The following is a 12,952-nucleotide window of genomic DNA, read 5'->3' on the forward strand; positions in this document are numbered from 1 at the left end:
TGGTCGTCCTCCACCCGAGCCGGAGGTTTCCCATGCCCGTCATCCGTGTCTTCGAACCTGCACTGTGTTGCAACACCGGGGTCTGCGGCCCCGACCTCGACCAGGAGCTGGTCGACTTCACCGCCGCGGTCAACGCCCTCAAGGCGCAGGGGGTGGACGTCCACCGCGCCAATCTGGCCAGCGAGCCGGCGCAGTTCGCGGAGCACCCCGTGGTCGTCAAGTTCCTGCAGGCCGCCGGCTCCGAGGGGCTACCCCTGACGCTGGTCGACGACGTCACCGTGCTGGCCGGCCGCCACCCGCGCCGCGACGAGCTGGAGCGCTACGCCGGCCTGAACCCGACGAAGGACGCCCAGCCCCAGGGCGGATGCTGCGGCCCGCAGCAGGAAGCCCCCGCCGCGTCCACTGGCTGCTGTGGGCAGCCCGCCACTACCAGCACCGTGTCCGGCTGCTGCTGACCCCGACTCGAACTTTCAGGAGATTATGGTGACCCAGTTTCTCGACAACCCGCCCCGGCACTTTTTCTTCACTGGCAAGGGCGGTGTCGGCAAGACCAGCATCGCGTGCGCCACGGCCGTGCACCTCGCCCACCAGGGCAAGCGGGTGCTGCTGGTCAGCACCGACCCGGCGAGCAACATCGCCCAGGTGTTCGGTGCCACCATCGGCAACAAGATCACCCCGATTCCGCAGGTGCCCGGCCTCGACGCGCTGGAGATTGACCCCGACGAGGCCGCTGAGGCCTACCGCAACAAGATCCTGGAACCGGTGCGCGCGGTCCTGCCCATCAAGGAGATCGAGGCCATCACCGAGCAGCTGTCGGGCTCCTGCACCACCGAGATCGCCTCGTTCAACGAGTTCACCGACCTGCTCGCCGACACCCAGGCCACCGCCGGCTACGACCACGTCATCTTCGACACCGCCCCCACCGGCCACACCATCCGCCTGCTGCAGCTGCCCGGCAGCTGGACCAGCTACCTTGACAACGGCAAGGGCGACGCGTCCTGTCTGGGGCCCATGAGCGGGCTCGAGAAGAACCGCGCCACCTACCGCGCCGCCGTCGAGGCTCTCACCGACCCCACCAGCACCCGCCTGGTGCTCGTCGCCCGGGCCCAGCAGTCCACGCTGCGCGAGGTCGCCCGCACCCTGGACGAGCTCGCCGAGCTCGACATCCACGCCGCCAACCTGGTCGTCAACGGCGTCTTGCCCGCCGCGGCCGCCACCGACGACCTGTCCCGCGCCATCCACGACCGCGAACAGGCGGCGCTCGCTGCCATGCCTGCCGCCCTGGCAGCCCTGCCGCGCGACACGGTGAGCCTCAAGAGCGTCAACATGGTCGGCCTGGAGGCGCTCGCCACCCTGTTCCACGACGAGGACGCCCCGCAGGCCGACGCGCAGGACACCGGCGGGCAGGGCATCGGCCAGCAGCCGTACCTTGCCGGCCTGGTCGACCAGCTCGCCGAGGCCGACCATGGGCTCGTGATGACGATGGGCAAGGGCGGTGTCGGCAAGACCACCGTCGCAGCCGCCATCGCCATCGCCCTGGTGCAGCGCGGCAAGAAGGTCCTGCTCACCACCACCGATCCCGCCGCGCACCTGTCGACCACCCTCGGCAACGACGTCGACGGGCTCGAGGTCAGCGCCATCGACCCTGAGAAGGCCATCCAGGAGTACCGCGACCACGTCATGGCCTCCAAGGGCACCAAGCTCGACGACGCCGGCCGCGCCGCCCTCGCCGAGGACCTCATGAGCCCCTGCACCGAGGAGATCGCCGTCTTCCAGCAGTTCAGCCGCGCCGTGAACAAGGCCCGCGACCAGTTCGTCATCATGGACACCGCCCCCACCGGCCACACCCTGCTCCTGATGGACGCCACCGGTTCCTACCACCGCGACATCACCCGCCACCTCGACGACGACCAGCGCGGCCACGTCACCACCCCGCTGATGCGGCTCCAAGACCCCGACCACACCAAGATCATCGTGGTCACCCTGCCCGAGACCACCCCCGTCACCGAGGCGCAGGCCCTGGCCAGCGACCTGGAACGCGCCAACATCCACCCGTGGGCGTGGGTCGTGAACAACTCCCTCGCGGCAGCCCACCCCACCAGCCCACTGCTCGCCACCCGCGCACGCTCCGAGCAACAGCAGCTGGACGCGGTGGCCGCCACCACCAACCGCATGGCCGTCATCCCCACCCAGACCCGCGAACCCGTCGGCACGCAACAGCTCACCGCTCTCAGCAACTGACTCAGGGAGTGACGCCTACCCGCCGGACCCAACTGGTGGATCCGGCGGTAGGCGACTGCCTATTTGCAGGGTGCCACCCGGCCTGTCGGGCTCGGGTGTGGGCGAGGCGGTAGGAGTTGGTGCCGGTTTCGATGATGGTGGCGTTGTAGGTGAGGCGGTCGACGATTGCTGCGCACAGGCGGGGGGTCGGTGAAGGTGTCGGTCCAGGCGGAGAAGGACTGGTTGGAGGCGATCGCGATGGCGTTCTTTTCCTCTCGTTCGGTGAGGACCTGGAACAGCAGTTCGGCGCCTCGCCGGTCGAGTTCCAGGTAGCCGAGCTCGTCAATGACGAGGAGGTCGACGCGGCCGTGGCGGTTGATGGTCTTGGTGAGTTGTTTCTCGTCGGCGGCTTCGACGAGCTCGTTCACGAGCCGGGTGGCGAGGGTGTAGCGGACGCGGTAGCCCTGTTCTGCGGCGGCGGTGCCGAGTGCGATGAGCAGGTGGGACTTGCCGGTGCCGGAGTCCCCGATCAGGCACAGCGGGTCGCCGCGGCGGATCCAGTCGCCGGTGGCGAGCTCGTTGATGGTGGCGGGGTTGATGTTCGGGTTCGCGGTGAAGTCGAAGTCGGCCAGCCACTTCTCGCGCGGGAATCCGGCGCTCTTGATACGGCGCAGGGTAGAGCGCCGGTCGCGGTCGTCGACCTCGGCCAGGAGCAGCTCGGCGAGGAAGCCCTGGTAGGTGAGTTGTTCCTTGGTGGCGGTGGTGATCGCCTCATCGACGACGGACCGGATGGTGGGCAGTCGTAGGCGGCGGCAGGCCTGGTCGATCGCGGCCTGGGCGGCTTGTTCGGTGAGGCCGTGACGACGACGAAGACCGCCCTGACGGGAGCTGCTGGTGTTCGTGGTCATGGGGTTCCTGTCTGGGTGTGGTGGTGGACCTCGGCCTCCGCGCCGGGGGCGTGGTCCTGCGGCACCATCGCCTCCACCCGGCGCCCGGCCTCCAGATCGATCTGCGCGCGCCTGACCCGGACGTAGTCCCGCACCGTGGAGTAGGACAGGTCGGTGGCGCCGTGCTCGTCACGCAACCGGTCCAGGATCCTCGTGGCGGTGTGGCGCTGCTTGCGCGGGGCGGTCAGGTCGTAGAGCAGCATCTGGTCGATCGCCGGCTTGTACGGGTCCAGGCGCGGTGCTGTGCGGACCGGTTTCTTGCGGGGTGGTGGTTCGGCTGCGGCGAGTGCGTGGCGGACGGTGCGGCGGTGCACCCCGTGCTTGCGCGCGAGCTCGCGGATGGACAGGCCATCGACTCGCGCGTCGTGGTGGATGTCGGCGTACAGCTGCACTCGTGACCCCATCTCGGCCTCCTCGCCTCACACCAGTGGATGGGGACCAGCGTGGAGGGGCGGGGCCAATTCAGACCATCAACACCCCGGCAAGTCGCACGCGGGGCCAGATCAGGCCGTCACAACGGGGCCGAACCAAGCTGGCACAACCACTCAAGGGCCTGCCCGACTCGATCGGACAGGTCTTCCCGGCCGCGAAGGTACAGACCTGTCTGATCCACCTGCTGCGCAACAGTTTCGGCTACGCGTCGAAGCGACACTGGCCCGAGATCGCCGTCAACCTCAGGCCTGTCTACGAAGCCCCCACCCCGGAGGCGGCCGAGGCAGCGTTCGAGGAGTTCGCGGAGAAGTGGGGCAAGGCCTACCCAGCCATGATCAGGCTCTGGCGCAACGCCTGGACCGAGCCCGGAGATTTCATGGGGGTAGGTGACCCCTGAACGCGAGAAGTGCCCTTGACCTGCAAGGATGTCGATTGCTGAAGTCGATACTTGCAGGATCAGAGGGGCACTTCTCAGGTGAGTAAGCGTAGCGGGCTGTACCCGCATGTCCGGGTTGATGCTGCGGACGTTCCCGCGGTGGCGCATGCGGGCGGGGTGCTGTTGACGCGCACGGTGCGGGTCTCGGGCTTGGATGTGGCGTTGAGGGAGGCGCTGCGACCATGGCGGAAGCCGCTGGTCAGGCACGATCCGGCGAAGGTCGTGACGGATCTGGCGGTTTCGTTGGCGTTGGGTGGGGACGCGTGCCGAGACGCGGCGTTGTTGCGGGCCGAACCCGGCGTGTACGGGCCGGTCGCTTCGGACGCCACGATCAGCCGGACTATCGCGGCCTTGGCCGCTGAGGTCGACAAGGCCGAGAAGGCCATCGCTGGAGCCCGTGCCACAGCGCGCGAACACGCGTGGCGTCTGGCCGGTGACCGCGCCCCGAGCCACGACGCGTCAGCGGCGAATCCGCTGGTCATTGACCTTGACGCGACTCTGGTGACGGCGCACTCGGACAAGGAACAGGCTGCGCCGACGTTCAAACGCGGCTACGGGTTCCACCCGCTGTGCGCCTTCGTGGACCACGGCGGCGACGGCACCGGGGAACCGTTGGCGGTGCTCCTGCGCCCGGGCAACGCCGGATCGAACACGGCCGCGGACCACGAGACAGTCATCAAGCAAGCGCTGGCCGCCACACCAGGGATCAACCCGAGGAGGCCGGGTAAGAAGGTCCTGATCCGCACCGATGGCGCTGGTGGCACCCGTGACCTGTTGTGGTTTTGCCACCGGCGCGGGGTGTCGTATTCGATCGGATGGACCCTGCCGGCCGCGATGCCGCAGCTGTACCGGCTCGTGCCCGAGCGCGTGTGGCAGCCGGCGTACGACGCCGACGGGGCCGTGCGTGAGGGCGCGCACGTGGCTGAGCTCACCGACCTGCTCACGCTGAAGGGCTACCCGCCGGGCATGCGCGTCATCGTCCGTCGCGAACGTCCCCACCCCGGAGCTCAGCTGCGGTTCGAGGACATCGACGGTTACCGGTTGACCGCGTTCGTCACCAATACGCAGCGTGGACAGCTCGCTGAGCTGGAGTTACGCCACCGTCGGCGGGCCAGGTGTGAGGACCGCATCCGGATCGCCAAGGACACCGGCCTGCACAACCTCCCGTTGCAGGGCTTCGCCCAGAACCGGATCTGGCTGCTCATCGTGCAACTCGCGAACGATCTGCTCGCCTGGATGGGAATGCTCGCCCTGAACGGACACGCCGCCCGCCGGTGGGAACCCAAAACACTGCGGCACCGTCTGTTCACCATCGCCGCAACACTCGCGCGATCCGCCCGTCAACGTCTTCTCCACATCAAGGACACCGCGTCCTGGGCAGTCCTGTTCACCACCGCATGGGACAAACTCGCGACCATGGCCCCACCCTGACCAGCGCCACCCCCGTCCCTTCGAGCCAGCACCGTCCTCGTTCCGTGGAAGACGACGCCCACCGGAAGCGACATCCCGGCCCTTGTCGTACCCACCTGCAAGAATCAGCCGATCTCAACGGCAGCGGCGCCCGTCACACCGGCGCCGCTGCCCGATGAAACATCCGGGTTAGGGCGTACGTATCCAGGGGTGCCTCCGTCCCTGCGTCTTGGGTCGGCAGGGAAGCGGCCCGCCGGGAACCGAGGTCCTGGCGGGCCGCCGCGAACCGAGGCTACTTCAGGGTCCGGCCGATCCTCAGGTGGATCAGGGACGGGCCGCGCGTGCGCAGGGCGGTGCGCACGGCGTCGGCCAGGGTGTCCATGGTGGCCTCCACGCCCACGGCGCCGAAGCCCTCCGCGAGCTTCACCCAGTCCGGCTGGCGCAGATCCACCGCCACCGGGGCGAGCCCGGCGGCCCGCTCATTGGCGCGGATCTCCCCGTAGCCGCCGTTGTCCACGCAGATGATCGGCAGATCCAGCTCCTGCTCCACCGCCGTCATCAGCTCCTGGATCGCGAACATCAGCGCGCCATCACCCAGCAGGCACACCACCGGACGCTCCGGGGCGGCCACCTTCGCCCCCACTGCCGCCGGCAGGCCGTAGCCCAGCGTGGAGTAGGTGGCCATGAACAGCAGCGAGTTCGGTCGCTGCGCCCGGTAGAACGTGGTGGTGCCCATGTACGTCACCTGGGAGGAATCCCCGGCGATGATCGTGTCCTCCGGCAGCACCTCCATGATCAGCTCATTCAGCTGCGCCAGCTCCGGGGCGATCGCCCGACCCTCCTCATCCAGGGCGTCGAAGACCTCCCGCAGATCCCGCTCCGGCCGCGCCGGCCTCCCCGCCAGCTCGGCGCGCAGCGCCTCCACCAGCTGCGGCACGACGGCCGCGGAATTGCCCGGCAGCTCCAGGTCCGGGGTGATGTTGGTGAGCATCTGGGAGCGCTCGATGTCCTGGCGGATCACCGGGCCCGCCGGGCGGATATCCCCCTCCCACAGCTCGGCCTCCCCGATCTTCGAGCCCACGATCAGCAGGGCGTCCGCAGAACGGCAGAACTCGTGCATCGCGGACAGCCGCAGATCCGCCCCCAGGGACAGCCGATGCTTCTCCGGGATCGCGCCCTTGCCGTTCACCGACGTCACCACCGGGGCCTCCAGCAGCTCCGCCAGCTCCAGCAGCGCCGGACCCGCCGCCAGGGAGCCGCCGCCGGCCACGATCACCGGACGCTCGGAGGCCGCCAGCAGCTTCGCCGCCCGCGCGACGTCGTGGGCCGGGGCCGGCTGTGGAGACCCCAGCGGGCGCGGGGCCAGGTCCGCCTCCTCGAAGCCGCCCTCCTCCGCGAGCACATCCATCGGCACCTCGATGTGCACCGGCCGCGGCCGGGAGTGAGCGAAGGACACGAAGGCGTTGTGGATCATCTCCACCGCCTCCAGGGCCGAATTGACCCGGCGGGACACCCCCACGATCGCCCCGACCGCGCCGGTGGGGTTCTTGGTCTCGTGCAGCGCCCCGATGTCCCGGAACTCGTGCCCGCGCGGGCGCCCGGGGGAGAGCAGGATCATCGGCCGGGACTCGGCGTAGGCGGTGGCCGCCCCGGACAGGGAGTTCAGCAGGCCCGGCCCGGAGGTGGTGATCACGACGCCGGGCAGCCCCCGGGTCAGGGACCAGCCGTCCGCGCCGTAAGCCGCGCCCTGCTCGTGCCGGGTGGTGATCGGGGTGATCCCCAGGCCCTCCAGGTGCCGGTAGAACTCCAGGTTGTGGGTGCCCGGGATCCCGAAGACCGTGTCGATGCCGTAGCCGCGCAGGGTCTTCAGGATCGCGTAGCCGGCGTTGCGGCGGGGCTCGGTGCGCACCTCGGCGCCGTCGTCCGGGGCGGCCACGGCGCTGGGGGTCGCGACGTCGGGCGCGGTCTCGGGGTGCTGGGTCACGTCAGGCCTCCTGCGGGTGCTGCGGATCGGGATGCTCGGGGGCGCCGACGCGGGAGCCGGCTGTTGCCTGTGGATGAACTGGAGTCTACCGGGAGGAAACCCGCGGCGTGACGCAGACGACGCCGGATATCGCGCGAGGAATTCCCTGGATGCTCCCAGAAACGCGGGCCTACGATCGAGAATGGAAGCACCGAGGCGGAGCCGCCGGGTTCCGCCCGAACCACCTCAGGAGCGTGATTTCCCATGGCCCTGCGTCCCGAAGCGATGACGGACCCCATCATCAACCGCGGCACCGCGTACACCCACGAGCAGCGCAGGCAGCTCGGCCTGACCGGACGCCTGCCCTCCGGAGTGGAGACCCTGGACGCCCAGGCCGCCCGTTGCTGGGCCCAGCTCGGCCAGTTCCAGACGAACCTGCAGAAGTACATCTACCTGGACCAGCTGCACGACCGGAACGAGACCGTGTACTTCAAGCTCCTCGTGGACCACCTCAAGGAGCTGCTGCCCATCGTCTACGACCCCACGATCGGCGAGGCCATCGAGAACTGGTCCCAGGACTACCGCCAGTCCCGCGCCGTCTACCTCTCCGTGGACCGCATCGAGGACATCCGGGAGAGCTTCCAGACCCTCGGCCTGGGCCCGGACGACGTCGACCTCATCGTCTGCTCCGACGCCGAGCAGATCCTCGGCATCGGCGACTGGGGCGTGAACGGCACCGACATCGCCATCGGCAAGCTCGCCATCTACACGGCCGCCGCCGGCATCGACCCCTCCCGCGTGATCGCCGTGAACCTGGACGCCGGCACCGACAACGAGGACCTGCTGAACTCCCCCACGTACCTCGGCAACCGCCACGCCCGGGTGCGCGGGAAGGAATACGACCGCCTCATCGCGGAGTACCTGAAGGTCGCCTCCGAGCTGTTCCCGCACGCCCTGCTGCACTTCGAGGACTTCGGCCCCTCCAACGCCCGGCGGATCCTGCAGGACAACGCTGAGGACTACCGCATCTTCAACGACGACATGCAGGGCACCGGCGCGATCGTCACCGCCGCCGTGATGTCCGGGATGCGGGTGAGCGGCACCGACTTCTCCGACCAGAAGGTCGTGGTCTACGGCGCCGGCACCGCCGGCACCGGGATGGCCGACCAGCTGCGCGCCGGCATGATCCGGGACGGGCTGAGCGAGAAGGAGGCCACCGCCCGGATCTGGCTGATCGACATCAACGGCCTGGTCACCGACGACATGGACGACCTGCCGGACTACCAGCAGGCCTACGCCCGCCCCGCCGACGAGGTGAAGAGCTGGAAGCGCCAGGACGGGAAGGTCGGGCTGGCCGAGGTGGTGCGCAAGGTCAAGCCGACCATCCTCATCGGCACCTCCACCGACCACGGGGCCTTCACCGAGGAGGTCGTCTCCGCGATGGCCGACGGGTGCGATCGCCCGATCATCCTGCCGCTGTCCAACCCGACCTCCCGCATCGAGGCCATGCCGCAGGACGTGATCCGCTGGTCCGACGGCCGCGCACTGGTGGCCGCCGGCATCCCCGTGGATGACCTGGACTACAAGGGCACCACCTACCGCTTCGGCCAGGGCAACAACGCCCTGCTCTACCCGGGCCTGGGCCTGGGCACGATCGTCGCCGGAGCGAAGCACGTGACCGACGGGATGCTGCTGGCCGCGGCCTCCGCGGTGGCCGACCAGGTGGATGCCTCCCAGCCCGGCGCCCCGATCCTGCCGCCGGTGGAGAACCTGCGGGCCTCCTCCGCGAAGGTCGCGGTGGCCGTGGTCGAGGAGGCCGTGCGCGCCGGCGTCGCCGAGAACGCCCCGGAGAACGTGATCGCCGCGGTCCAGGAGCGCATGTGGTGGCCGGCCTACCCGGAGGAGCTGCCGACGACGGCGCACTGATCCTGAAGGAGATGCGCCGAACCGTCGCTGGCGTGGGCTCTGACCCGGTCAGAACCCACGGCGGCGACGGTTCGGCGCAGGGGGGGCGGCGGGTACGGGACGCGGGCGCGCGGGGTTACCGCGCCAGGCGCTCCCGCCAGGCGCCCAGCACGTGCCGCGGCGTCGGCGGGGTGGCCAGGGAGACCCCGACGAACACCACCAGGGAGGCCGCCAGACCCACGTAGATCGGGGCGTTGGCCTCCACCCCGAACACCGCCATGGACACCAGCACGCCCACGGTGCCCACGACCATGGACCACCCGGCGGCGGCCCCGGTGGCCCGCTGCCACACCAGCGCCCCCAGGATCGGCACGAGCAGCCCGCCCACCAGGATCCCGTACGCGATGGTCAGCGCCGTGACCACGCTGGGCACGAGCATCGCGATGATCGTGACGACCACGCCCAGCCCCAGCACGTACCACCGGTCCAGGGCCATCGCGGCCTCGGACTCCCCGGTGACCTCCAGGGACAGCTGCTCGGTGTCCGGGTGCGACGTCGCGTCCTCCGCCGCGGACCCGCCGCCGGCCAGGGAGCGCAGCAGCGGCACCACGTCCACCCGCGCCACCGTGGCCGAGGCGATCAGCGCCCCGGAAGCGGTGGACATCATCGCGGCCACCCCGGCGGCCAGCACCAGCCCGCCCAGGCCCACCGGCAGGTAGCCCTCGGCCAGGGCCGCGAAGGCCTCATCCCCGGAGGCCAGGTCCGGCAGCACCACGGCCCCGGCCATCCCGATCACGGCCCCGGCCACCCCGTACAGCAGCACGTACACGCCCGAGGCGGTCCCGCCCCAGCGGGCCACCTGCGGGGAGCGGGCGGTGAACACCCGCTGCCAGATGTCCTGGCCCACCAGGATGCCCAGGGTGTAGACCACGAACATCGTCACGATGTACCCGGGCCCGCGCGCCCCGAGATCGAAGTGCGCGGCGTCCAGGCGCTGCTCCAGCCCGGACCAGCCGCCCGCGGCGTGCAGGGAGAAGGGCAGCAGCAGGAGGAACATCCCGACCGTCATGATCGCGAACTGCAGCAGGTCCGTCAGGGTGATGGACCACATCCCGCCCAGGATCGAGTACCCGATGACCACGACCGCCCCGAGGGCGATCCCCCAGGCGCGGTCGATGCCGAACAGCACCCCGAACACGCTGGCGTAGGCCGAGGTGGAGGTCACCGCGAGCATCAGGGTGTACCCGAGTATCACGATCGAGGAGGCCCGCACCGCCCGCCCGCCGAAGCGCAGCCCCAGCATCTGGGAGACGGTGTACACCCGCAGCCGCTGCAGCCGGCCCGCGAACAGCAGGGACAGCACGATGACTCCCACGGCGATCGCCGTCACCAGCCACACCCCGGACAGCCCGTAGGTCCAGCCCAGCCCGACGCCGCCGATGGTCGCCGCCCCGCCGAGCACCACTGCGGACATGGTGCCCGTGTAGAAGACCGGGCCCAGGCGCCGCCCGGCCACCCGGTAGTCCTCGGTGCTGCGGGCCCGGCGTTTGCCCACCCAGCCGAGAAACAGCATGAGCAGCAGATACAGGATGATGACGGCGACGTTCACGTGGGTCTCCTGAGTCTGGATGAAGTGCGTGGCCTCACGATACTGGGTGCGGATCACCACCGTGTTGCGCTGCCTGCGCCGAACCGTCATCGGCGTGGCTTCCGGGGCGCTGTTGAGCCACGTGGGTGACGGTTCGGCGGAACCCTGAGGCCCGGCCGGTCAGGGGGCCAGCAGGATCCACAGGACCTCGGCCGGCTCCTCGCCCAGGCTGCGCCAGGAGTGCGGCTCGCGCCCGCTGAAGGTCACCGTGTCCCCGGGGCCCAGGGCGTGTTCCCCGGCGGCGGTGCGCAGCAGGAAGCGCCCGGAGATCACGTGCAGCAGCTCGGTCTCGCACTCCACCGTGTACAGGGCCTCCTCGCCCTCCCCGCCCGGGGCGACGCTGGCGCGGATCACCTGCGCGCCCTCCAGCTCCGGGGCCGAGACCAGCCGCTCGGCGATCCCGGTGCCGCCCAGATCCACGTGCGGGGCCTCCGCCAGGCGCACCACCGTCGTCGGCGGCTCCTCGAACAGCTGACCCACCGGGACTCGCAGCGCCCGGCAGATCTTCACCAGGGAAGCCACGGACGGGGAGGTCTGGTCCCGCTCCACCCGGGAGAGGAAGCCCTTGGTCAGCCCGGCCGCCCCCGCCAGCTGCTCGATCGTCATGTGCGCGCGCAGCCGGTGGTTGCGCAGGCGGGCGCCGAGCTCGGGGTCGCGCTCGGACTGCTGGACCGGCAGGGCCTTCATGGGTCGCTCCTGGTGGGGTGGGCGGCGTCGTGATCTCCCCAACGATCCTGCCATCTGCGCCGAACCGTCACCCGCGTGGCTGATCGGCCCGTCGGAACCCACGCCGATGACGGTTCGGCGCGGCAGCACCGGGGGGCGAGTGACACGGATGGGCAGGTCAGGGCGGTTCTCGTTACGCTGGCTGGGCAGAACGTCATCGCACCGACCCACCCGAAAGCGACATGAACCACCTCGTCTCAGCTCGCCGCCCCGCGGCCGCCATCGCCCTGCTCGCCTCCGCGGCCCTCGCCCTGTCCGGGTGCGGCTCCTCCGCCGACTCCGACGACGCCGCCTCCGGATCGGGCTCCGCCGCCGCCTCCGCGTCCGGGTCCGCCGGAGGGGCCCAGGCCTCGACGTCGGCGTCGGCCAGCCCGACCACCAGCGGCAAGGACGCGCAGCTGGTCGGCGGCGGACGCACCATGTTCCCGGACCGGCGCATGGTCGCCCTGTACGGCTCCCCCAACGGGCCCTCCCTGGGCGCGCTGGGCGAGCGGTCCCCGGAGGAATCCGCGCAGCGGGTCAAGAAGATGGCCGAGGACTACCAGCAGTACAGCAAGGAGAAGGTAATCCCGGCCTTCGAGATCATCACCACCACCGCCTCCAGCGCCCCCGGTGCGGACGGGGACTACTCGGATGAGATCCCCGTGGAGCAGCTCAAGCCGCTCATGGACGTGGCCAAGAAGGAGGGGATCTACGTGGTCCTGGACTTCCAGCCGGGCCGCTCCGACTTCCCCAGCCAGGTGGAGCAGTACAAGGAGCTGCTGGCCGAGCCGAACGTCGGCGTCGGCCTGGACCCGGAGTGGCGCCTGGCCCCGGACGAGCTGCCGCTGCAGCAGATCGGCACCGTGGACGCCTCCGAGATCAACCGGACCCTGGACGACATCGCCGCGATCACCCGCGAGCACGAGCTGCCGCAGAAAGCCGTGGTCATCCACCAGTTCGCCGGGACAATGATCACCAACCGCGAGCAGATCGACACCTCCCACCAGGAGCTGGCCCTGACCCTGCACGCGGACGGGCACGGCACCCCGGAGCTGAAGAAGGAGACCTGGAACGCCCTGCAGGAGGGACTGCCGAAGGGCATCTGGATGTCCTGGAAGAACTTCTACGACGAGGACACCCCGATGTTCACCCCGCAGCAGACCTACGAGCTGCAGCCCAAGCCCTGGGTGGTCACCTACCAGTGACCCGCCGGGTGCCCGGGGGATGACGTCGGTCCCGGGCTGCGCGGGGCAGGCGTGGTGCTCCCAGGGTGCGGGGGCGGC

8 protein-coding genes and 3 pseudogenes are annotated in these 12,952 nt (G+C 70.2%); 6 read left to right on the forward strand and 5 right to left on the reverse strand.

Annotated elements, in window-relative coordinates:
- Positions 1–32 precede the first annotated feature (32 nt).
- A complete protein-coding gene (gene arsD, locus AC0VXQ_RS01020) occupies positions 33–455 on the forward strand; it encodes an arsenite efflux transporter metallochaperone ArsD (RefSeq protein ID WP_008598604.1) in 423 nt (140 codons plus the stop codon).
- 28 nt (positions 456–483) lie between these two features.
- Positions 484–2,241, forward strand: coding sequence for an arsenical pump-driving ATPase (arsA, locus tag AC0VXQ_RS01025; protein ID WP_061225587.1), 1,758 nt, complete (start codon positions 484–486; stop codon positions 2,239–2,241).
- 85 nt (positions 2,242–2,326) lie between these two features.
- On the opposite strand, the pseudogene istB reads toward arsA, so the two are convergent.
- Positions 2,327–3,128, reverse strand: a pseudogene (istB, locus tag AC0VXQ_RS01030) (IS21-like element helper ATPase IstB); the annotation flags it as partial.
- Positions 3,129–3,154: 26 nt separating this feature from the next.
- A pseudogene (locus AC0VXQ_RS01035) lies at positions 3,155–3,571 on the reverse strand (IS21 family transposase); the annotation flags it as partial.
- Between the two features lie 140 nt (positions 3,572–3,711).
- Between AC0VXQ_RS01035 and AC0VXQ_RS01040 the strand changes: the two are divergent.
- Positions 3,712–3,963 (forward strand): annotated as a pseudogene (locus AC0VXQ_RS01040) (transposase); the annotation flags it as partial.
- Positions 3,964–4,074: 111 nt separating this feature from the next.
- A complete protein-coding gene (locus AC0VXQ_RS01045) occupies positions 4,075–5,466 on the forward strand; it encodes an IS1380 family transposase (RefSeq protein ID WP_061225559.1) in 1,392 nt (463 codons plus the stop codon).
- Between the two features lie 271 nt (positions 5,467–5,737).
- On the opposite strand, the gene AC0VXQ_RS01050 is transcribed toward AC0VXQ_RS01045, so the two are convergent.
- A complete protein-coding gene (locus AC0VXQ_RS01050) occupies positions 5,738–7,354 on the reverse strand; it encodes a thiamine pyrophosphate-binding protein (RefSeq protein ID WP_439709795.1) in 1,617 nt (538 codons plus the stop codon).
- 318 nt (positions 7,355–7,672) lie between these two features.
- On the opposite strand from AC0VXQ_RS01050, the gene AC0VXQ_RS01055 reads away from it, so the two are divergent.
- Positions 7,673–9,334, forward strand: a complete 1,662-nt coding sequence (locus AC0VXQ_RS01055; RefSeq protein WP_058730455.1) for an NAD-dependent malic enzyme — start codon at positions 7,673–7,675, stop codon at positions 9,332–9,334.
- A gap of 115 nt (positions 9,335–9,449) precedes the next feature.
- Here AC0VXQ_RS01055 and AC0VXQ_RS01060 read toward each other — a convergent pair whose 3' ends face one another.
- Both AC0VXQ_RS01060 and AC0VXQ_RS01065 read right to left on the reverse strand, forming a co-directional pair.
- Positions 9,450–10,886, reverse strand: a complete 1,437-nt coding sequence (locus AC0VXQ_RS01060; RefSeq protein ID WP_242650360.1) for a sodium:solute symporter family protein — start codon at positions 10,884–10,886, stop codon at positions 9,450–9,452.
- A 195-nt stretch (positions 10,887–11,081) separates the two neighbouring features.
- Positions 11,082–11,648, reverse strand: a complete 567-nt coding sequence (locus tag AC0VXQ_RS01065) for a helix-turn-helix domain-containing protein (protein ID WP_061225561.1) — start codon at positions 11,646–11,648, stop codon at positions 11,082–11,084.
- Positions 11,649–11,869: 221 nt separating this feature from the next.
- Here AC0VXQ_RS01065 and AC0VXQ_RS01070 point away from each other — a divergent pair, with 221 nt between their 5' ends.
- Positions 11,870–12,874, forward strand: a complete 1,005-nt coding sequence (locus tag AC0VXQ_RS01070) for an apurinic/apyrimidinic endonuclease family protein (RefSeq protein ID WP_061225562.1) — start codon at positions 11,870–11,872, stop codon at positions 12,872–12,874.
- Positions 12,875–12,952 lie beyond the last annotated feature (78 nt).

Source organism: Rothia sp. QJM3NY_36 (genome assembly GCF_056173115.1).

What these genes read in the sequence shown, in the direction of transcription:
- AC0VXQ_RS01060 (WP_242650360.1), bottom strand. Translation starts at nt 10,886, where the DNA reads ATGCTGTTTCTCGGCTGGGTGGGCAAACGCCGGGCCCGCAGCACCGAG.
- AC0VXQ_RS01065 (WP_061225561.1), bottom strand. Translation starts at nt 11,648, where the DNA reads ATGAAGGCCCTGCCGGTCCAGCAGTCCGAGCGCGACCCCGAGCTCGGC.
- AC0VXQ_RS01055 (WP_058730455.1), top strand. Translation starts at nt 7,673, where the DNA reads ATGGCCCTGCGTCCCGAAGCGATGACGGACCCCATCATCAACCGCGGC.
- AC0VXQ_RS01070 (WP_061225562.1), top strand. Translation starts at nt 11,870, where the DNA reads ATGAACCACCTCGTCTCAGCTCGCCGCCCCGCGGCCGCCATCGCCCTG.
- arsD (WP_008598604.1), top strand. Translation starts at nt 33, where the DNA reads ATGCCCGTCATCCGTGTCTTCGAACCTGCACTGTGTTGCAACACCGGG.